Source organism: Pedococcus bigeumensis (assembly GCF_039531795.1).
Classification (GTDB): domain Bacteria; phylum Actinomycetota; class Actinomycetes; order Actinomycetales; family Dermatophilaceae; genus Pedococcus; species Pedococcus bigeumensis.
In genome coordinates, this window is the sequence record NZ_BAAAQS010000005.1 from 562,887 (window position 1) to 583,169 (window position 20,283).

Below are 20,283 nucleotides of genomic sequence, written 5' to 3' on the forward strand. Positions count from 1 at the left end.
GCACACCGCCCGTCCTCGTGGCGGCTGGTCCTCAGCGGCGGCGCGGGAGGTGCCAGAGGTGGCCGTGCTCCTCGTCGTCGAGCAGCTCGGGCATCACGTCGCGCTCGAACATCGCCATGCCCGTCGTGTCGTAGGCCGCCTCGGGGAAGTTGAGGATCGCGTAGGTCAGGCCGAGCGCCTGGAGACCCTTGAGCTTCTCCACGACCTGCTCGGGAGTGCCCACCGTGGCCTGCTGGCGGTAGGTCGCGAACAGCTCGTCGACGCGCTTCTCGGGTGAGCCCACCGACAGCAGGCGGGCGCGCAGGCTGGCGAAGCGCTCCTCGACCTCCTTCTCGCTGCTGCCGATGAAGACGTTGAGGTTGCCGCTGCGCACGATCTCGCCGAAGTCGCGACCCACGTCGTCGCAGTGGCCCTTGAGGATCTCGCTCTTGGCCGCGAAGATCTCGGGAGTCGGGTCGAAGTTGGTGTAGTCGGCGTACTTCGCCGCGATCCGCAGCGTCTTCTTCTCGCCGCCGCCGGCGATCCACATCGGTATGCCGTTGTGCTTGGACCCGGGAACGGACGTCCCCTGCAGGGGCTGCGGGTAGCAGCGGGCGCCGTCGACCTGGAAGTGCTTGCCGGCCAGGGTGGCCGAGCCGGTGGTCCACATCTGACGGAAGATCTGGACGCCCTCGTCGAGCGCCTGCAGGCGCTCGCCCGCCTGTGGAAAGCCGTAGCCGTAGGCGCGCCACTCGTGCTCGTACCACCCTGCGCCGATGCCCATCTCGAGGCGACCTTCGGAGATGATGTCGACCGTCGCGGCGACCTTCGCGAGGTAGGCCGGGTTGCGGTAGGCCATGCAGGTGCACATCTGCCCGAGCCGCACGCGTCCCGTCACGGCAGCGAACGCAGCCATCAGCGTCCAGGCCTCGTGGGTCGCCTCCTCGCTGGGGATCGGCACCGTGTGGAAGTGGTCGAACACCCAGATCGAGGACCAGTCCTCGTTGGCGTCAGCGCGCCGCGCGAGGCCAGCCATCACCCCCCAGTGCTGGGTGGGGTCGATCCCGACGAGGTCCATGCGCCAGCCCTGTGGCACGAAGAGTCCGAACTTCATGTCGCCGACGTTACTGCCTCTCCTGAGCCTCGCCTGAGCCACGCCCCCGTGCCCCTCCCCCGGGCCCCTCCCCAACCCGGCTGGTGCGTGTGATGCTGGGGCCATGAGCTTTCGTCACCAGAACGACCCCGACCTCATTCGCGAGCTCCTCATCGACCCGGGCATCTGGGTCGTCGTGGGACTGTCGAACAACCAGGAGCGCGAGGCGTTCGGCGTCTCCCGGTGGCTCAAGGTCGAGCTCGGCAAGGGCCTGATCCCCGTGCACCCCAAGGCGGAGACCGTGCACGGCGAGCAGGGCTACGCGACGCTCTCCGACATCCCCGACGGCACCGACATCAAGGTGGTCGACTGCTTCGTCAACGCCGAGCACGTCGGCGCGGTCGTGGACGAGGCCATCGCCAACAAGGACCGGCTCCAGATCGACGCCATCTGGATGCAGCTGGGGGTCGTCGACGAGGCGGCGGCCGACCGGGCCCGGGCCGTCGGGCTCGACGTCGTCATGGACACCTGCCCGCGCATCGAGTGGCGCGGCGTCCGCTCGGCAGGCATGGCCCGCTGACCCGCGCTGCGAGACCGGGCGGCTGGCCGTTTCCCGCAGCCGGACCGGGGTGTGCCGCGTGGAACCGGGCGGTGAGCCGCTTTGCCCGCAGCCGGCCGGCCGGTGCGCTAGGACCGGCGCTGGTCGCGCAGCGCTGCGCCCTTGGCGTGGGCCTGGTCCCGCAGGTCCGCCTGGAAGGCGGTCATCCGCTCGCGCAGCCCCGCGGCATACGCTCCCTCGCCGGCGGCGAGGATGCGGGTGGCGAGCAGCCCCGCGTTGCGCGCCCCGCCGATCGAGACCGTCGCGACCGGCACCCCAGCGGGCATCTGGACGATCGACAGCAGCGAGTCCATCCCGTCGAGGTACTTCAGCGGCACGGGCACCCCGATGACCGGCAGCGGCGTCACCGACGCGAGCATGCCCGGCAGGTGGGCGGCACCGCCGGCACCCGCGACGATCACCCGCAGTCCGCGCGCGGCGGCGCCCTGCCCGTAGGCGATCATCTCCTGCGGCATCCGGTGGGCGGAGACGACGTCGGCCTCGTAGGGGACCCCGAACTCGTCGAGCGCCTGGGCGGCCAGCTCCATGACCGGCCAGTCGCTGTCGCTGCCCATCACGAGCCCGACGAGGGGTTGGTGGTCGCTCATTCGGTGATCACTCCTGCGAGGTAGTCGGCCGCGTGACCGGCCCGCTCGCGCAGCGCGGCGAGGTCGGTGCCGGAGACGTTGACGTGGCCGATCTTGCGGCCCGGGCGGACGTCCTTGCCGTAGAGGTGCACCTTGAGCCCGGGGTCACGAGCCATCACGTGCCGGTAGGCCGGGTAGAGCTCGGGGTAGTCGCCACCCAGCACGTTGGCCATCACGGTGTGCGGCTCGCGGGGCGTGGGGTCTCCCAGCGGCAGGTCGAGCACCGCGCGGAGGTGCTGCTCGAACTGGCCCGTGACCGCGCCGTCCATCGACCAGTGCCCACTGTTGTGCGGGCGCATGGCCAGCTCGTTGACGACGTATGCCGCCGCACCGGTCTCCGGGTCGCGCACCTCGAACATCTCGACGGCGAAGACTCCGGTGACGCCGAGGTGCTCGGCGATCCGCAGGCCCGCCTCCGTGGCGACCGCAGCGAGGGTGGGGTCGAGGTCGGGCGCGGGCGCCAGGACCTCGGTGCAGATGCTGTCGGTCTGGACGGTCTCGACCACGGGCCAGGCAGCGGCCTGGTTGGAGGGGCTGCGGGCGATCAGCACGGCGAGCTCGCGGACGAACTCGACCTTCTCCTCGACCAGGACACCGTCGGCCAGCGGGCCGTGGTCTCCGACGGCGTCGAGCCAGTCGAGCACCTCGTCGGTCGAGCTGATGACCCGGACCCCCTTGCCGTCATAGCCGCCGCGGGGCGTCTTGGCGACGACCGGCCAGCCCACCCGCGCCGCGAAGGCCTCGACCTCGTCGGCGGTGCGCACCTTCGCCCAGGCGGGGCAGGCCACGCCGATCTCGGTGAGCCGCTCACGCATCGCCAGCTTGTCCTGCGCGAACCGCAGGGCCTCGGGCGTCGGGTGCAACGGGATTCCTTCGGCCACAAGGGCTTCCAGCACCGGTGCTGGTACGTGCTCGTGGTCGAAGGTGACGACGTCGCACTCCCGGGCGAAGGCCAGCACGGTCTCGACGTCGGCGTGGTCACCGATCGGCGCCGACGGGATGACCTGGGCCGCAGCCGCGTCCGGCGCCTCGGCGAGCACACTCAGCGTGATGGCGAGCTCGGCTGCCGGGGCGGCACACATCCGGGCGAGCTGTCCGCCCCCGACGATGCCGACGACCGGGAAGCCTCCGGGGGCGCGCTGCGGTGACGTCACGCGGCGAGGATATCGGCCACGTCGGTCGACCGGTCCCGCGCGTCCGCCACACCGCGCCCCCCGGTCTGTCACCGGCGCCTTTCGCGCACGACACACAGCAGTCGCGGCTAGGCTCCTCGGGTGTCCGAGAGCCCCTCCCTCGTCGCCCGCCTGCGCGGCACCGTCGACGTCCTCTACCGCGAGATGATCAAGTTCGGCATCGTCGGCGCGGTCGCCTTCGTGATCGACCTCGGCCTGTTCAACATCCTGCGGGCCACGGTGCTGTCGGGGTACGGCAACGGCCCGCTCTCCCGGGCGGTCACCGCGACGATCATCTCCGCGGCGGTGGCCACCTGCGTGGCGTGGGTCGGCAACCGGGCGTGGACCTTCCGGCACCGGCGCAACCGGCCCGTGCACCACGAGGCGCTCCTGTTCGCGCTCACCAACGGGGTCGCCCTGCTCATCCAGGCCGGGTGCGTCGGGTTCTCGCACCACTTCCTGGGCCAGGAGAGCCTCGTGGCCGAGAACGTCGCCAAGCTCGTCGGCATCGGCCTGGGCACCTTGTTCCGGTTCTGGGCCTACCGCCGGTTCGTGTTCAGCCACGAGCCGCTGACCGACACCTCACCGCTGGCCGAGACGCAGCGCTAGCCCCGGCTCCGCGCCGACGGCTTCACCCCGGAAAGGGCGGCTTCACCCCGGAACCGTTTCAGGGTGAAGCCGCCCTTTATCGGGTCACCCGACAGAAGCGGGACACGTGGGCGGCCTCGGGTGGGGCTCAGGCGTCGGACTCGCTCAGGAACAGCGCGAAGATCGCCGGCTGGGCCTGGATCAGCTCGAGCCGGCCACCGTTGGACTCGGCCAGGTCGCGGGCCAGGGCGAGCCCGAGCCCGGTGCCGGTCGTGGTCACCGAGCGCTCGAAGATGTGGGGGGCGATGGAGGCCGGCACGCCCTCACCCTGGTCGCTGACCTCGACCACCACGGACGGGCCGCTGCGCCGGGCGTGCACGTCGACCGTGCCCCGACCGTGCGCGAGCGCGTTCTCGAGGAGGGTCGAAAGCACCTGGGAGAGGTCGACGGGCTTGGCCTGGACGACCAGGCCCCGCTCGCCGTGGACGCGCACGCTGCGCCGCGCCTGCTCGAAGGCCGGCTGCCACTCGCGCTGGAGGGCGGCGATTACCGAGTCGAGCGACACCGTCGCCTTGGACTCGTCGCCACCCCGGCGGGTGCGGGACATCAGGTCGTCGACCACCTTGGTCAGCCGCTCGACCTGGTCCATGGCGATGCTGGCCTCCTCCTGCGCGACCTCGAGGTCGTCGGTGGCGGCGATCTCCTCGAGCCGCATGAGGAGGGCGGTCAACGGCGTCCGCAGCTGGTGGGAGGCGTCGGCGGCGAAGTCACGCTCCGACGCGAGCGACTTCGTCAACCGCTGGGCGCTGCGCGACAGCACCTCCGACACCTGGTCGAGCTCGGCGATGCCGGAGTGCAGCGGCTGGATCCGGGACTCACCCGCACCGAGCCGTTCGGCCCGGTCGGCGAGCAGCGTCATGGGGAGCGCGAGCCGCCGCGCCTGCTGGGTCGCGACGAAGACCCCGGCCGCCAGCGCCAGCACGGCCAGCCCTGCCACGATGAGGGACAGCCGTATCGTCGTGGAGGTCGGCGTGCCCGAGTCGAGCCAGTGGGCCACCACCCCCCGGCCGTGGACGCTTGAGTTCCAGATGGCGACCACCACCGGCGCCATGGTGATCAGGATCGCCAGGCCCACCGCGAGCACGGTGGAGCGGATCAGCTGTTGCCGCATGGTCAGCGGTCAGATCTCGTCGCCGCGCTCGAACCGGAACCCGACCCCACGGACGGTCGCGATGTACCGCGGCTGCGCGGCGTCGTCGCCGAGCTTCCGACGGAGGACGGAGATGTGCATGTCGAGGGTCTTGGTGGACCCGAACCAGGCGGTCTCCCAGATCTCGCGCATCAGCTGCTCGCGGGAGACGACCTTGCCCTGCTCGCGCACCAGCACCCGCAGGAGGTCGAACTCCTTGGCGGTGAGCTGGAGCTCCTCCTCCTTGAACCACGCGCGCCGACCCTCGGGGTCGATGCGCACCAGCTCGTGGGCGGAGGGTGCGTCGGTGGGGTTGCGCCGCAGCAGGGCCCGCACCCGGGCCAGCAGCTCGGCCAGCCGGAACGGCTTGGTGACGTAGTCGTCGGCCCCGGCGTCGAGGCCCACCACGGTGTCCACCTCGTCGGCGCGGGCGGTGAGGATCAGCACGGGCACGGTGCGGCCTTCCGCACGGATCCGGCGGCACACCTCGAGCCCGTCGACGTAGGGCAGCCCGAGGTCGAGGACGACCAGGTCGGGGTTCTCCGCGGAGGCCTCGAGGGCAGCCCGCCCGTCGGCGCGCACGTCGACGTCGTACCCCTCCCGCCGCAGTGCGCGGGCAAGCGGCTCGGAGATGGCAGGGTCGTCCTCAGCGAGGAGCACACGGGTCATGGGGGTGATCGTATGTAAAACGGACCCCGACTAGCGACCGGGCCACACCGGTCGGCGTTTCTCGTTGAACGCGGCGACCCCCTCGGCGCGGTCCGCGGAGAAGGCGGTGGCGGCCCAGCGCTCGTCCTCGATGCGCAGCCCGGAGGCCAGATCGGTGTCGAAACCCTGCCGCATGGCGGCCTTGGCGTTGCGCACCCCGACCGGCGAGTGCCCGGCGATCGTCGTCGCGAGCTCGAGCGCGCGGTCGCGCGCCGACCCGGCCGGCACCACCTCGTCGACCGCGCCGAGCCGACCGGCGTCCTGCGCAGTGTAGCGCTGGGCGGTGAAGATCATCTGGGCGGCCCGCGACCAGCCCACCCGCCGGGTCAGCAGCTGGGTCCCGCCGCCTCCCGGGATGACGCCCACGCTCACCTCGGGGAGCCCGACGAGGGCGCCCTCACCACAGACCACGAGGTCGCACGAGAGCGCGATCTCGAAGCCACCGCCGAGGGCGAAGCCGTCGACGGCGGCGATCGCGGGCACCGGGAGGTCCAGGACGCCGCGGTAGGCCGCCTGGGCCAGCGGGCGCTGGGCGCGCAGGTCGTCGTCGGTGAAGGAGTTGCGCTCCTTCAGGTCGGCCCCGACGCAGAACGCCTTGGGGTGGCTGGAGGAGACCACCACGGCCCGGACGTCGGGGTCCTGCGCCAGGGCGGTCGTGGCAGCGGCGATGGCCCGCGCCATGGCGGTAGACACCGCGTTCATCGCCTCGGGGCGGTCGAGCACCAGCTCGGCGACGTGCCCGCCCTCCCCGTGGCGCTCGATGCGGACGAGCTCAGCGGTCATGAGGAGGCCTTTCGGTCGCGGGTGTCGGGCGACTTCCGGCCGCCGGTGGCACGTCTCAGCTCGCTCGGGGTGACCTGCCCGATCCCTCGCAGCGTGCGGCGCCGCAGGGCGGTCGTCTCGAACCCCGACAACGCGGCCAAGGAGGTCGCGAGCGCGTCGTCGACGAGCACCCCTCCGGCCGGCGCGACGCTGGTGAGTCGCGAGGCCCGGTTGACCGTCGTGCCGAACACGTCGCCGAGGCGCGACAGCACCGGTCCGACGGCCATGCCGACCCGCACGTCGGGGAGCAGGTCGTCCTCGGCCATCGTCTCGACGAGGTCGAGGGCCACCGCAGCCGCGGGCGCGGCGCCGATCGTGACGAAGAGGATCTCGTCGCCCACGGTCTTGATCACCCGGCCACCGTGGGCCGTGACGATGTCGGTCGCGAGCGCCTCGAACCGCTGCACCATGACCGCGAGCTGGCGCTCGGTCATCCGGCGCACGAGCGAGGTGAAGTTGACGAGGTCGGCGAACCCGACGACCCGGCGCACCCCCTGGTCGGACTGTTCCGGGTCGGCGTCGGCGAGCATCCGCGAGATCGCGGCGGTGAGGTGGCGCCGCCAGGCGTAGATGAGCAACGGCTCGAGCTCGTCGGCCATGTCGGTCAGCTTGCGGGCGGCCGCCTCCGCCGCGGCGAGGTCGGGCACCGCCCGCGCGTCCGCCTCGTCGAGCGCGGCCTCCAGGCCCGGGGCGGCCAGCGCCTCGGCCATCAGCTGGGTCTGCCAGACCGCCAGCCGGTCGGTGGTGCGGGCGAACGCCCGGGTCATCGCGAGCGCCGTCGTCTCGTCGAGCTCCTGCTCGCGCACGAGGCGGGCGACGGCCATCAGGGCCATCTGGTCGGCCTCGGTGAACATCGCGTCGTCGTCCTCGACGTTCGGGAAGCCCAGCGCGTGCCAGAACTTGCGCGCCGACAGCAGCGACACCTCGGCGCCCCGGGAGACGTCGCGCCGGGCCATGGTGGCCGGCTTGCCGAGGAGGCGGGCCTCGAGGTCGTCCGGGCGCAGCGCCGCGAAGTCCTCCGGGCGCACCACCCGGTGCCGGCCAACCTCGGTCATGCCGTCACCCTAGGGCGTGTCTGCGGTGCCCGAGCGCACGTGCACCACGTCGCCCGCGGCCACGGCATACTCCGTGCCGGCGCCGGCGACCACGAGGCGTCCCTCGTCGTCCACGCCGACGGCGCGCGCCCTGCGCACGTCCCCACCGGCCACGTGCAGCTCCACCTCGCGCCCGATCGTCAGGCAGGCCTTCCGGTATGCCGCGTGCACGGCGGCGCGGTCCTGCGCCCCGCCGCTGAGCGCGGCGTGCCAGCGCGCCAGGTGGGTGAGCACGGCCACCACGAGGCGGTCGCGGCTCACCTCCGCGGCGCCGGCCAGCCGCAGCGAGGTCGCCGTGTCGACGGGCAGCTCCGCGCGGTCCTGGTCGACGTTGATCCCGAGCCCGACGACGATCCCGGCGGGCTGGAGCTCGCACAGGATGCCGCAGACCTTGCGCTCCCCGTCGGCGGGCAGCAACACGTCGTTGGGCCACTTCAGGCCGCTCTCGACGCCGGCCACCTCCGCCAGGGCGTCGCGCACCGCGAGCCCGGTCGCGAGGGGCATCCAGCCCCGGCCCCGGTCCGGTGCGGGCACCAGCACCGAGAGCGTCACCGAGGTGCGGGCAGGGGTGTCCCAGGCGCGACCGAGGCGCCCCCGGCCGGCCACCTGGTGGTCGGTCACCACCACCCGCCACGGCTCGGCGAGGCGGCCGGCCTCGAGGTTGGTGGAGCCGAGCTCCGGGTGGACGTCGACTCCCGTCCACGGCTGACCCGGCGTGACCAACGCCTCGTGCAATGCCTCACGGTCGAGCGGTTCGCGCATGCAGGCAAGGCTAGGCTCGCCGACATGGCGCAGACCACCGATTCCGTCGCTGATCCGCTCTCCGTGGGTGGCACCGACGTCCCCGACCCCGAGTCGGGCATCGACATCCACTCCACCGCGGGCAAGCTGGCCGACCTCAAGCGTCGGGTCGCCGAGGTGGCCCACGCCGGGTCCGAGCGCGCCATCGAGAAGCAGCACGCCCGCGGCAAGAAGACCGCGCGCGAGCGGCTCGAGATGCTGCTCGACGAGGGCTCGTTCATCGAGATGGACAAGTACGCCCGGCACCGCTCCGTGGCCTTCGGCCAGGAGGCCAACCGTCCCTACGGAGACGGGGTCGTGACCGGCTACGGCACCGTCGACGGCCGCACCGTGGCGGTGTTCGCGCAGGACTTCACCGTGTTCGGCGGGTCGCTCGGCGAGGTCTTCGGCGAGAAGATCTGCAAGGTCATGGACTTCGCGATGAAGGTCGGCTGCCCGGTGGTGGGCCTCAACGACTCCGGCGGCGCCCGCATCCAGGAGGGGGTGGTCTCGCTCGGTCTCTACGGCGAGATCTTCCGCCGCAACGTGCACGCCTCCGGGGTCATCCCGCAGATCTCGCTGATCATGGGGCCGTGTGCCGGCGGGGCGGTCTACTCCCCCGCGGTCACCGACTTCACCGTCATGGTCGACCAGACGTCGCACATGTTCATCACCGGTCCGGAGGTCATCAAGACCGTGACCGGTGAGGACGTGTCGTTCGAGGACCTGGGCGGCGCCCGCGCGCACAACACCAAGTCCGGTGTCGCGCACTACATGGGCACCGACGAGGAGGACGCGATCGAGTACGTCAAGGAGCTGCTGTCCTACCTGCCGTCCAACAACCTCGAGGAGCCGCCGTCGTTCGCCGAGGACGGTGAGCTGCCCTCGCTGGAGGTCACCGACGAGGACCGCGAGCTCGACACGCTGATCCCCGACAGCGCCAACCAGCCCTACGACATGAAGGTCGTCATCGAGCACGTGCTCGACGATGGCGAGTTCCTCGAGGTGCAGCCGCTGTTCGCGCCGAACATCCTCGTCGGCTACGGCCGCATCGAGGGCCGCTCCGTCGGCGTGGTCGCCAACCAGCCGATGCAGTTCGCCGGCACGCTCGACATCGACGCCTCGGAGAAGGCCGCGCGGTTCGTGCGCACCTGCGACGCCTTCAACATCCCCGTGCTCACCTTCGTCGACGTGCCCGGCTTCCTGCCCGGCACCGACCAGGAGTGGGACGGCATCATCCGCCGGGGCGCCAAGCTGATCTACGCGTATGCCGAGGCGACCGTGCCGCTGGTCACCGTGATCACCCGCAAGGCGTACGGCGGCGCCTACGACGTGATGGGCTCCAAGCACCTCGGAGCCGACATCAACCTCGCCTGGCCGACGGCGCAGATCGCCGTCATGGGCGCCCAGGGCGCGGTCAACATCCTCTACCGCAAGCAGCTCGCCGCGGCCGCCGAGGCCGGCGAGAACGTCGACGAGGCGCGGGCCCGGTTCATCGCCGAGTACGAGGACACCCTCGCCAACCCCTACATCGCGGCCGAGCGTGGCTACATCGACACCGTCATCACCCCCTCGAACACCCGGATGAACGTCACCCGAGCGCTGCGGGCGCTGCGCACCAAGCGCGAGACACTGCCCCCCAAGAAGCACGGGAACATCCCCCTCTGATGACCGACGAGACGCCCGGGGCCAGCCACACCCCGACGGACCGCCAGCCACTGCAGCTGGTCCGCGGCGACGCGACCCCCGAAGAGGTCGCCGCCGTCGTGGCGGTGCTGTCCGCGGTGTCAGCGGAGGCACCGGAGCCGGCCTCGCGGCATACCTCTCAGTGGGCCTCCCGCGAGCGCGCCCTGCGCCGACCCCTCTTCCCCGGTCCGGGCGCCTGGCGCGCCTCCGCCTGGACCTCCTGACCATTCCCCGGGTCCGGCTCCGCACGGCCAGTCGTCACGACACGCCGTGAACCCGACCCGGTAGGACTGCCCCGGCCCTCGGCCGTACGGCCCATCTTCGCCCGAGGATTGGGAGGCTCGTCGCCACCGACCTACCGTGGAGAACAGTCCCCGCCGGCCAGGTGGGGCGGTCCGCGCGGTCGCCGAGCCCCGACACCCGTGCGGATGGCAAGAGTCTCTTGCCGAGAGTGTCGGGGACGGAGAACCCAGGTACGACGGAAGCGGAACGCGCGCCTCCTTGGGGTTAAGTCGCTGGCACCACCAGCGGCCGGGCAGTTTCGGACGGAGCACCACGCTCCGAGCCCGAACCCGACAGGTCACTCTTCGCAGGCGGTCCGAAAGAAATGGCCCTCCCGTGCTCCGTCCTGCCTCGCTCCGCGCTGCCCTGCCCCGCCGCCTCGCCGGCCTCCTCTTCGCCACCGCTCTCGCGGCGTCGCTCGCCATCGGACCGTTCGGCGCCGGCCGGGCCGACGCCGCGATCCTCACCAACTCCCAGTTCACGACCGTGGCCCGGGTCGCGGCCGCGCAGGTGGGCGTCCCCTACCGCTACGGCGGCACGACCCCGCAGACCGGGTTCGACTGCTCCGGCTACGTGAAGTACGTGTACTCGCGGGCCCGCAAGGTGGTGCCGCGCACCGCCCAGGAGCAGTACCGGGCCAGCACCGCGATCTCGCGGCGCTCGGCGCGGGCCGGCGACCTCGTGTTCTTCCACTCGTCCCGGACCGCCGTCTACCACGTGGGGATCTACGCCGGGTCCGGCTACGTGTGGCACGCACCCAAGCCCGGCAAGCGGGTGGCCAAGGTCAAGATCTGGACCACCGCGGTCAGCTTCGGCCGGGCGCGCTGACCGGCCCGGCCCACGCCCTGTAGGGAGCACCCGCTCAGTCGAGCTCGACACCCGCGCTGCGGCGGCGGGCGACCGTGTCGCGCAGCTCGGCCGCCTCGACCTCGACGAGGCAGCCGGCGGCCAGCACCCGCTCGGCCGTGTCGAGGTCACCCATGAAGGCCCGGAACGTGTCGGGCACCGTGATGTCGTGGGAGGGCCGGGAGACCACCTCGATGGCGTCGCCCGGTCGCACCGTGCCGCCGGTCACGACCGACAGGTAGGCGCCGGTGCGCCCCACCTCGCTGAACCGCCTGACCCAGCCGCGCTCTCCCATCCGGGCTGCGAACGTGGCGCACGGGATGCGCGGTCCGCAGACCTCGAGCAGCACCTCGGCACCCACCGCCCAGCGCTCCCCGACGAGCGCCCCGTCGACATCTAGGCCAGTGGTCGTGAGGTTCTCCCCGAACATGCCGTGGGGCAGCTCGCGACCCAGCCGGTCGGCCCACCAGTCGAGCTCCTCGCGGGCGAACGCGTAGACCGCCTGGTAGTCGCCCCCGTGGTGCCGGGTGTCGCCGAGGAAGTCACCCTCGACCCCACTGCCGAGACCTCCGTGCTTGGGGCCGGGCGCCCGCAGCACGGCCGAGTCGACCGGACGCTTGGCGATGCCGGTCACCCCGACGTTCTTGGCGGAGCTGGGCTCGGAGCGTCCGACGTTGAGGGACAGGAGGTGGGCGGTCATGGGACCAGCCTAGGGACGGGCCGCCGGTAGGTCCGCCGGACGCATCGCCGGGGTGGTGTCCAGGCGTCACTGCCGGGACGGCATCCGGCCGCGGCGCCGGGACGGCGTCCGGACGTCATTGCCGGGACCGCGAGGGTCATTGCCGGGACGGCGTCAGGAGGCTGGGGTACGTTCGCTCGGGTGAGCACTGAGACGACCTCCGCGGCGCGCCCCGCGACCGACATCGACCGCATCGCCGACGACTACCTCGCCAAGGAGGTGGAGCTGAGCCCGATCACGGCCACCTTCCTCGGCATCGCGGGTCACGACGAGCGGCTCGACGACTACTCCCCCGCGGGCCACGAGGCGCACGCCGCCCTGCGGGCCGAGACCCTCGCGCAGCTCGACCGGGCCACCCCCGTCGACGACGTCGACCGGGTCACGCTCGCCGCGATGCGCGAACGGCTCGGGCTGGCCGAGGAGACCCACCGGGCGGGTCTCGACGAGATGGCGCTCAACGTCCTCGCCTCGCCGCTGCAGTCGGTCCGTGGCTGCTTCGACCTGATGCCCACCGCGACCGACGAGGACTGGGGCGTCATCAGCCGCCGCCTCGACGCGGTGCCCGGCTCGCTGGCCGGCTGGCAGGAGAGCCTGCTCAGCGCCTCGGCGAAGGGCAACATCTCGCCGCGCCGCCAGGTGGAGGCGTGCATCCAGCAGTGCGCCGACCTGGTCGCCGACGACGGCTACTTCGCCACGCTCGTGGCCGAGGCCCGGCTGAGCGAGGACACCGGTGCCGGCGAGCTGGCGGAGTCCACCAAGGAGGCGCTGGCCGGCTCCGCCGAGCGCGCGTCGGCGGCCTACGCCGAGCTCGGCAGGTGGCTCAAGGACCACCTGCTCGACGACGCGCCCCTCGAGGACGCCTGCGGCCAGGAGCGCTACAGGCTGCTGTCGCGCTACTTCCTCGGCGCCGAGGTCGACCTCGCCGAGACCTACGCCTGGGGCCAGCAGGAGGTGGCCCGGATCACCGCCGAGATGGAGCGGGTCGCCGAGCAGATCAAGCCCGGCAGCACCGTCAAGGAGGCCATCGCGGCGCTCGACGCCGACCCCGCCTACCAGCTGCACGGCACCGACGAGCTGCGGGCGTGGATGCAGAAGCGCGCCGACGAGGCCATCGCCGAGCTGGCCGGCACCCACTTCGACATCCCCGACCCGGTGCGCACCATCGAGTGCCTGATCGCGCCGACCCAGACCGGCGGCATCTACTACACCGGCCCCTCGGAGGACTTCTCGCGGCCGGGGCGGATGTGGTGGTCGGTGCCCAAGGGCGTGACCGAGTTCGGCACCTGGAAGGAGCTCACCACCGTCTACCACGAGGGCGTGCCGGGCCATCACCTCCAGGTCGCCCAGACCGTGTTCCGCTCCGAGCGGCTCAACAAGTGGCGCCGGATGTCGGCCTGGACCTCGGGTCACGGCGAGGGCTGGGCGCTGTATGCCGAGCGGCTGATGGACGAGCTCGGCTACATGGACGACCCCGGCAACAAGATGGGCCTGCTCGACAGCCAGTCCCTGCGGGCCGCCCGGGTGGTCATCGACATCGGCGTGCACTGCGGGTTCGAGGCACCGGCCGAGGTCGGTGGCGGCCGGTGGACCTACGACAAGGCCTGGCAGTACCTCAACGACCACGCCAACCAGGGCGAGGCGTGGCTGCGGTTCGAGCTCGACCGATACCTCGGCTGGCCGGGCCAGGCGCCGTCCTACAAGATCGGCGAGCGGCTGTGGATGCAGCTGCGCGATGAGGTCGCCGAGCGCGAGGGCGACGCGTTCTCGCTCAAGGACTTCCACCGTCGCAGCCTCGACCTCGGCGGCCTCGGGCTGGACACGCTGCGCGAAGCGGTGCTCGGCGACCTGACCTGACCCGGGTGGTCGGGCCTGACCCACGCGACCTGACCCCGCTGACCTGACCGGCCGCCTGCAAGGATGGGCTGGTGGGAACAGCCGGCGCGATCGTCGCCATCATCGGGACCGTCATCATCGTCGCGGGTTTCGCCCAGCGGTTCCGGGTGGCGGCGCCGCTCGTGCTGCTGGTCGTGGGGGTGGCGCTCAGCTACGTGCCGTTCATCCCCGAGCCCGAGCTGAGCTCCGAGGTCGTCCTCGTCGGCCTCCTCCCGCCCCTGCTGTATGCCGCGGCCATCCGCACGTCGCTCGTGGACTTCCGCGCCAACCTGTTCTCCATCCTCGGCCTGTCCGTCGGGTTGGTGCTGTTCACCGCGGCGGGCGTGGGGCTGGTCACCTACCTGCTGCTGGGCGTGCCGTTCGCCGTGGCCTTCGCCCTGGGTGCGATCGTCGCGCCCCCCGACGCCGTGGCCGCCACCGCGGTGGCCCGGCGGATCGGCCTGCCCCGGCGGATCGTGACGATCCTCGAGGGCGAGTCGCTGGTCAACGACGCCACCGCGCTGGTCTCCCTGCGCACCGCCATCGCGGCCTTCCCCCTCGCCGCCGCGGTCGCCGGGGAGCACGCCAAGGAGGTGTCGATGGGCTCGGTGGCCTTCGACTTCGTCCGGGCGGTCGTGCTCGGCGTGGGCTTCGGGGTCGTGGTCGGCATGGTCATCGCCTTCGTGCGGCGCAAGGTCACCGAGTCGGCCATCGACACCTCGATCTCGTTCATCGTCCCCTACCTCGCCTACCTCCCCGCGGAGCACTACCACGGGTCGGGGGTGCTCGCGGTCGTCGTCGCGGGACTGCTGCTCGGGCACAAGTCGCCGATCGTGCAGAACGCGTCGTCGCGGGTCAGCGAGCGGATCAACTGGACCACCATCCAGTTCATCCTCGAGAACGTCGTCTTCCTCATGCTGGGTCTGCAGATGCGCCGGCTGGTGTCCGACGCGAACGAGACCGGTCCGGGCTGGGGGACGATCGTGTGGACCTGCCTGGCCGTGCTGGCGACCGTCATCGTCCTGCGGCCCATCTGGGTCTTCCCGTTCAAGTGGCTGCAACACCGGTTCCAGAGGGGCGAGGGCAAGTTCCACCCGACCGCCGCAGCCGTCATCTCGTGGGCCGGCATGCGCGGTGTGGTGACGCTCGCCGCGGCCTTCGCGTTGCCGCCGAAGACGCCGGAGCGCTCCACCCTGGTCCTGGCCGCGATGGCGGTCACGGTGGCCACCCTGCTGCTGCAAGGCCTTTCGCTCCCGTGGCTGGCCCGGACCCTCGGCGTGCGCGGGCCCGACCCCCGCGAGGACGCCCTCCAGGAGGCCACCATCCTGCAGGCCTCCGTGGCCGCCGGGCTCAAGGCGCTCGAGGAGCACGACGACGTCGACGAGGACATCATCGAGACGCTCCGCGGTCGCGCGGAGAACCGCACCAACATCGTCTGGGAGCGACTCGGCCAGGGGCGGGCCGACGCGGTCGAGACGCCGAGCGCGACCTACCGCCGGGTCCGCATGATCATGCTCGACGCCGAGCGGGCGGAGCTGTTGCGGATCCGCGACGCCGGCACGGTCGACCAGGAGGTGCTCGGCCACGTCTTCGCCTCCCTCGACATCGAGGAGTCGATGCTCGACCGCATCGAGGAGCGCTCCGACGAGCTGCGCGAGGACCCGCTGCTCCCCCCCGAGCGGGCCGAGGACGAGTGCGAGCACCTGGCCGACCACCACGACCGGTTCGTCGCGCCCACCAGCCCGCACGGGTGCGAGGAGTGCCTGCGGGACGGCACGACGTGGGTCCACCTGCGGCTGTGCCTCGACTGCGGCCACGTGGGGTGCTGCGACTCGTCTCCCCAGAAGCACGCCTCCGCCCACTTCCGCGAGGAGGGCCACCCGGTCATGCGCAGCTTCGAGCCCGGGGAGTCCTGGCGCTGGTGCTTCGTCGACGAGCAGCTCGGCTGAGCCGACCCCGCCGGGTCGGTAGCCTCACCTCGTGACCACCCTCGTCCTCGCCTCCGCGTCCCCTGCCCGCCGCAAGCTGCTCGCCGCCGCGGGACTCGAGCCCAGCATCGTCGTGAGCTCGGTCGACGAGGACAGCGTCACGGCGGCGGCCCGCGAGACGTACGGCGAGCTCGTCGCCGAGGACGTCGCCCTGGTGCTCGCCCGGGCCAAGGCCGAGGACGTCGCCGACCAGATCGACGACGCGGTCGTCATCGGGTGCGACTCGGTGCTCGACCTCGACGGCGAGATCCACGGCAAGCCCACGTCCGCGGCGCAGGCCACCGCCCGCTGGCGCCAGATGCGGGGCCGCTCCGGCATCCTGCACACCGGCCACTGGGTGGTCGACACCAGGGCCGAGCCCGATGGCGGCACCGGCGCCACCCTCGGCGCGACCGCGTCGACCACGGTGCACTTCGCCAAGCTGACGGACGACGAGATCGACGCCTACGTCGCCACCGGGGAGCCCCTTAGGGTGGCGGGCGCGTTCACGCTCGACGGCCTCGGTGGTCCGTTCGTCACCGGGATCGAGGGCGACCCGAGCAACGTCGTCGGGCTGTCCTTGCCGCTGCTGCGAGAGCTCCTGCTCGAGCTCGGGCTGGCGTGGCACGACCTGCGCTCACCCTCGCACCGCGGTGCGCAGGGCGAGCGCGGCTGACCGCGACCGACCCCGGGCGGGGGCGACCTCAGACCGGCGGGATGTCGCGCCGCTTGGTCGCGAAGTGCCGCTCGCGCGTCTTGGCGTAGCGCAACCGCAGCAGCAGCTCGGCCCGCAGCGCGTCGGCCTCGATGATCTGGTCGAGCACGAGGTCGGCCGCGAGCCGCTCGAGGTCGACGTCCTCCTCGTACTCGCGCCGCATGTCCTGCACGAACTGCTCGCGCTCGGCCGGGTCCTCGATCGCCGCGATCTTGTTGGCGTAGACCGCGTTGACGGCGGCCTCGGGCCCCATCACCGCGATCCGGGCGGTCGGCAGGGCGATCGTCGCGTCGGGTCCGAAGCCCGGGCCGCCCATCGCGTAGAGGCCGGCGCCGTAGGCCTTGCGGACGATCACGCAGAACTGTGGCACGGTGGCCGAGGAGACGGCCGAGACCATCTTCGCGCCGTGGCGGATGATGCCACCGCGCTCGACCTCGGAGCCGATCATGAAGCCCGGCACGTCGGCGAGGTAGACCAGCGGGATCGAGTAGGCGTCGCACAGCCAGATGAACCGGGCCGCCTTGTCGGCGCTGTCGGTGAAGAGCACCCCGCCCTTGACCATCGAGTTGTTGGCGACGATGCCGACGGTCTCGCCGGACATCCGGCCGAAGCCGATCACCAGCTCGGGCGCGAAGAGCGGCTTGATCTCGAAGAACGACTCGTCGTCGACGAGGCCGTCGATGACCTCGTGGATGTCGAACGGCTGGCTCTCGCGCTCGGGCACGGTGTGGCGGGTCAGCGGCGTCGACGGCTCCTCCGGCGCATAGCTCGGCAGGTCGGTGCGCCAGCTGGAGGGCAGGTAGGAGAAGTAGAGCCGTGCCATCTCGATGGCCTCGGTGTCGTCGGCGACGAGGAGGTCGCCCACCCCCGAGACGGTGCAGTGCATCCGCGCCCCGCCCATGTCCTCGAGCGAGACCTTCTCGCCCACCACCATCTCCGCCATGCGCGGGCTGCCGAGGTACATCGAGGCGTTGCCCTCGACCATGATGATCAGGTCGGTGAACGACGGGATGTAGGCACCGCCCGCGGCACTCGGGCCGAACAGGCAGCAGATCTGCGGGACCTTGCCGGACAGGGCGACCTGGTTGTGGAAGATCCGCCCGGCGCCACGACGGCCCGGGAACATCTCGACCTGGTCGGTGATCCGGGCCCCCGCCGAGTCCACGAACCAGAAGACCGGCAGCTCCTCGCGCAGGGCCATCTCGGTCGCGCGGACGATCTTCTCGACCGTGCGGGCGCCCCACGACCCGGCCTTGACGGTGGGGTCGTTGGCGATGACGATCGCGGGGCGGCCGTCGACGGTCCCCCGCCCGGTGACGACGCCGTCGGCCGGCAGACCCGTGGACGTGGCGTTGGCATAGCGCGCGTCCTCGACGAAGCTCCCCTCGTCGAACAGCAGGGCGATCCGCTCGCGGACGTAGAGCTTGCCCTGGCTGTCGAGCTTGGCCTGCGCCTTCTCCGGCGCGGTCGCCGAGGCCAGGTATGCCGCCGCGAGCCGTTCGCGGACGTCGGTCACCTTGGGGTCGGAACCGCTGTCGCCACCGATGGCGAACGGCGGCTGCCCGGAGGGCTCGGACGGGGCGGACGAGGGGATGGAGGTCACCGGCATACCTTCTCGCACCTGGTCGGGGACGGCTGAGTCTGGGCTTGCCACGTCTGGGCTTGCCACGTCTGGGCTTGCCACGTCTGGGCTTGCTGCGTCTGGGCTGGCTGCGTCGGGGATGGCGCTCACGGGCTCAGGCGGTCGGCAGGCCGAGGTGGCGAGCGATGACCATGCGCTGCACCTCGGAGGTGCCCTCGCCGATCTCGAGGATCTTGGCGTCGCGGTAGAAACGGGCCACGGGGTACTCCTCCATGAAGCCGTTGCCACCGAAGACCTGGGTGGCGATCCGGGTCGCGGTGACGGCGGCCTCGGTCGAGTAGAGCTTGCAGATCGCAGCGGCCTGCTTGACCTCCTTGACCGAGCGGCGGCCGTGCTCCAGTTCGTCCTTGAGCCAGGCGGCCTTGTAGGTCAGCTGGCGCGACGCCTCGACCATCACGGCGAGGTCGGCGATCTGGAACGAGACGCCCTGGTTGACGCCGATCGGCTTGCCGAACGCCTTGCGGGTCTTGGCGTACTCGGTGGTCTCCTCGAGCATCCGCTGGCTCATCCCGACGGCGAGCGCCGAGATCGCGATGCGACCGTCGTCGAGGGTCTTGAGGAACTGCTTGAAACCCTCTCCCTCGTGGCCCAGGAGGTTCCCGACCGGGACGCGGCAGTCCTCGAAGGTGAGGCCATGGGTGTCGGAGGCGTGCCAGCCGAGCTTGTCGTAGGCCGGCTCGACGGTGAATCCCGGTGTGCCCGAAGGGATCATGATCGCGCTGAGCTGGGCGGAGCCGTCGTCGTTGGTGCCGGTGCGGGCGGTGACCGTGACCACGGACGTGATGTCGGTGCCGGAGTTCGTGATGAACGCCTTGGAGCCGTTGACCACCCACTCGTCGCCGTCCCGGACCGCCTTGGTGCGCGTGGCACCCGCGTCGGACCCGGCGTCGGGCTCGGTCAGGCCGAACCCGGCGAGCGCGCGACCGGCCACCAGGTCGGGCAGGAAGCGCTCCTTCTGCTCCTGCGAGCCGTAGGTGAGGATCGGGTTGATGCCCAGGCCCACCCCGGCCGACAGCGTGATGCCGATCGACTGGTCGACGCGACCGAGCTCCTCGATGGCCACGCAGAGCGAGGTGAAGTCACCGTCGTCGCCCATGCCGCCGAACTCCTCGGGCACGACCAGGCCGAACAGGCCCAGGTCGCCCATCTTGGGCACCAGGTCGCTCGGGAAGTGGTGGTCCTTGTCCCACTTGGCGATGTGGGGCTCGACCTCTGCCTCGGCGAACTCCCGGACGACCTTGCGGAAGTCCTCGTGCTCCTTGCTCAGCTCGAACATCGCTTCTCCTTCGTGGTGCGCACCGGGACGGAGTCGGTCGAAGACCTGCTCCCGGCCGCGCGGCATACCGTGGGTTGTTGCTTGACGTTGACGTAAACGTAAAGCAATACTCACGGGTATGCCAGTCCCCACCTCCACGGCGCCCGTCCAGCGGCTCGACCAGCCGGCCGAGTCACCTGGCCGACCCGTCGACCAGCCGGTCGAGGAGTCGTGGACGATCCGCGAGATCGCGGACGAGTTCGCGGTGACCCACCGGACGGTGCGCCACTACGAGGAGCTGGGGCTGATCACGCCGGAGCGGCGCGGCACCACCCGGGTCTACCACCGCCGCGACCGCACCCGACTGGCCCTGATCCTGCGCGGCAAGCGGCTCGGGTTCCCGCTCGAGGAGATCCGCACGATCATCGACCTCTACGACCGCCCGCGTGGCAAGGCCAGCCAGCTCGAGTACGTGCTGGGGCAGATCGACGAGCGCCGACGCGACCTCGAGCAGCGCCGCCAGGACCTCGAGGACGCGCTGACCGAGCTCGCCGAGTTCGAGCGCCGCTGCCGGGTCGACCTCGACCGGCTGGGCTGACCCGAGGGCCA

General features: G+C 71.7%; 20 protein-coding genes. 9 read left to right on the forward strand and 11 right to left on the reverse strand.

Annotation, left to right across the window (positions count from 1 at the left end; genetic code table 11):
- Nucleotides 1–31: 31 nt before the first annotated feature.
- Nucleotides 32–1,093, reverse strand: coding sequence for an LLM class F420-dependent oxidoreductase (locus ABD262_RS18295; RefSeq protein WP_344139277.1), 1,062 nt, complete (start codon nucleotides 1,091–1,093; stop codon nucleotides 32–34).
- A gap of 103 nt (nucleotides 1,094–1,196) precedes the next feature.
- Between ABD262_RS18295 and ABD262_RS18300 the strand changes: the two genes are divergently transcribed.
- On the forward strand, nucleotides 1,197–1,652 hold the full coding sequence (locus ABD262_RS18300; RefSeq protein WP_344139279.1) for a CoA-binding protein: 456 nt from the start codon (nucleotides 1,197–1,199) through the stop codon (nucleotides 1,650–1,652).
- Nucleotides 1,653–1,759: 107 nt separating this feature from the next.
- Here ABD262_RS18300 and purE read toward each other — a convergent pair whose 3' ends face one another.
- Both purE and ABD262_RS18310 read right to left on the reverse strand, forming a co-directional pair.
- The gene (gene purE / locus ABD262_RS18305; protein WP_344139281.1) at nucleotides 1,760–2,278 is read right to left on the reverse strand and encodes a 5-(carboxyamino)imidazole ribonucleotide mutase; all 519 of its coding nucleotides are present in this window, start codon (nucleotides 2,276–2,278) and stop codon (nucleotides 1,760–1,762) included.
- Nucleotides 2,275–3,471 (reverse strand): 5-(carboxyamino)imidazole ribonucleotide synthase, encoded by a 1,197-nt coding sequence (locus ABD262_RS18310; protein WP_344139283.1) that lies wholly within the window; start codon nucleotides 3,469–3,471, stop codon nucleotides 2,275–2,277. The genes purE and ABD262_RS18310 overlap by 4 nt, the downstream gene beginning before the upstream one ends.
- Before the next feature lie 120 nt (nucleotides 3,472–3,591).
- On the opposite strand from ABD262_RS18310, the gene ABD262_RS18315 reads away from it, so the two are divergent.
- On the forward strand, nucleotides 3,592–4,098 hold the full coding sequence (locus ABD262_RS18315) for a GtrA family protein (RefSeq protein ID WP_344139285.1): 507 nt from the start codon (nucleotides 3,592–3,594) through the stop codon (nucleotides 4,096–4,098).
- Between the two features lie 127 nt (nucleotides 4,099–4,225).
- Here the strand turns inward: ABD262_RS18315 and ABD262_RS18320 are convergent, their stop codons facing one another.
- The 5 genes from ABD262_RS18320 to ABD262_RS18340 are packed head-to-tail and all read right to left on the reverse strand — an operon-like array spanning nucleotide 4,226 to nucleotide 8,652.
- Entirely contained in the window at nucleotides 4,226–5,248 is a 1,023-nt protein-coding gene (locus ABD262_RS18320; protein ID WP_344139287.1) for a sensor histidine kinase, read from the reverse strand.
- A 9-nt stretch (nucleotides 5,249–5,257) separates the two neighbouring features.
- Complete coding sequence (locus ABD262_RS18325; protein ID WP_056922896.1) at nucleotides 5,258–5,935, reverse strand: response regulator transcription factor; 678 nt, start codon at nucleotides 5,933–5,935, stop codon at nucleotides 5,258–5,260.
- Between the two features lie 30 nt (nucleotides 5,936–5,965).
- Entirely contained in the window at nucleotides 5,966–6,757 is a 792-nt protein-coding gene (locus ABD262_RS18330; RefSeq protein WP_344139291.1) for an enoyl-CoA hydratase/isomerase family protein, read from the reverse strand.
- The gene (locus ABD262_RS18335; RefSeq protein ID WP_344139293.1) at nucleotides 6,754–7,851 is read right to left on the reverse strand and encodes an adenylate/guanylate cyclase domain-containing protein; all 1,098 of its coding nucleotides are present in this window, start codon (nucleotides 7,849–7,851) and stop codon (nucleotides 6,754–6,756) included. Before ABD262_RS18335 ends, ABD262_RS18330 begins: the two co-directional genes overlap by 4 nt.
- Nucleotides 7,852–7,860: 9 nt before the next feature.
- Nucleotides 7,861–8,652, reverse strand: coding sequence for a biotin--[acetyl-CoA-carboxylase] ligase (locus tag ABD262_RS18340; protein WP_344139295.1), 792 nt, complete (start codon nucleotides 8,650–8,652; stop codon nucleotides 7,861–7,863).
- A gap of 24 nt (nucleotides 8,653–8,676) precedes the next feature.
- On the opposite strand from ABD262_RS18340, the gene ABD262_RS18345 reads away from it, so the two are divergent.
- From ABD262_RS18345 to ABD262_RS18355, 3 genes are all read left to right on the forward strand, one after another.
- A complete protein-coding gene (locus ABD262_RS18345) occupies nucleotides 8,677–10,338 on the forward strand; it encodes an acyl-CoA carboxylase subunit beta (RefSeq protein WP_344139297.1) in 1,662 nt (553 codons plus the stop codon).
- Nucleotides 10,338–10,580, forward strand: a complete 243-nt coding sequence (locus tag ABD262_RS18350) for an acyl-CoA carboxylase subunit epsilon (RefSeq protein ID WP_344139299.1) — start codon at nucleotides 10,338–10,340, stop codon at nucleotides 10,578–10,580. The genes ABD262_RS18345 and ABD262_RS18350 overlap by 1 nt, the downstream gene beginning before the upstream one ends.
- Nucleotides 10,581–10,974: 394 nt before the next feature.
- Nucleotides 10,975–11,466, forward strand: coding sequence for a C40 family peptidase (locus ABD262_RS18355; RefSeq protein ID WP_344139301.1), 492 nt, complete (start codon nucleotides 10,975–10,977; stop codon nucleotides 11,464–11,466).
- 34 nt (nucleotides 11,467–11,500) lie between these two features.
- On the opposite strand, the gene ABD262_RS18360 is transcribed toward ABD262_RS18355, so the two are convergent.
- On the reverse strand, nucleotides 11,501–12,184 hold the full coding sequence (locus tag ABD262_RS18360) for an MOSC domain-containing protein (RefSeq protein ID WP_344139303.1): 684 nt from the start codon (nucleotides 12,182–12,184) through the stop codon (nucleotides 11,501–11,503).
- Between the two features lie 180 nt (nucleotides 12,185–12,364).
- Between ABD262_RS18360 and ABD262_RS18365 the strand changes: the two genes are divergently transcribed.
- From ABD262_RS18365 to ABD262_RS18375, 3 genes are all read left to right on the forward strand, one after another.
- Nucleotides 12,365–14,077, forward strand: coding sequence for a DUF885 domain-containing protein (locus ABD262_RS18365; RefSeq protein WP_344139305.1), 1,713 nt, complete (start codon nucleotides 12,365–12,367; stop codon nucleotides 14,075–14,077).
- Nucleotides 14,078–14,148: 71 nt separating this feature from the next.
- Nucleotides 14,149–16,044: a Na+/H+ antiporter gene (locus tag ABD262_RS18370; protein WP_344139307.1), complete on the forward strand. Its 1,896-nt coding sequence runs from the start codon at nucleotides 14,149–14,151 to the stop codon at nucleotides 16,042–16,044.
- Between the two features lie 31 nt (nucleotides 16,045–16,075).
- Nucleotides 16,076–16,738, forward strand: coding sequence for a Maf family protein (locus ABD262_RS18375; RefSeq protein WP_344139309.1), 663 nt, complete (start codon nucleotides 16,076–16,078; stop codon nucleotides 16,736–16,738).
- 28 nt (nucleotides 16,739–16,766) lie between these two features.
- Here the strand turns inward: ABD262_RS18375 and ABD262_RS18380 are convergent, their stop codons facing one another.
- The gene (locus ABD262_RS18380) at nucleotides 16,767–18,386 is read right to left on the reverse strand and encodes an acyl-CoA carboxylase subunit beta (RefSeq protein ID WP_425564898.1); all 1,620 of its coding nucleotides are present in this window, start codon (nucleotides 18,384–18,386) and stop codon (nucleotides 16,767–16,769) included.
- Between the two features lie 127 nt (nucleotides 18,387–18,513).
- A complete protein-coding gene (locus ABD262_RS18385; RefSeq protein WP_344139311.1) occupies nucleotides 18,514–19,695 on the reverse strand; it encodes an acyl-CoA dehydrogenase family protein in 1,182 nt (393 codons plus the stop codon).
- 118 nt (nucleotides 19,696–19,813) lie between these two features.
- Between ABD262_RS18385 and ABD262_RS18390 the strand changes: the two genes are divergently transcribed.
- Nucleotides 19,814–20,272 (forward strand): MerR family transcriptional regulator, encoded by a 459-nt coding sequence (locus ABD262_RS18390; RefSeq protein ID WP_344139313.1) that lies wholly within the window; start codon nucleotides 19,814–19,816, stop codon nucleotides 20,270–20,272.
- Nucleotides 20,273–20,283 lie beyond the last annotated feature (11 nt).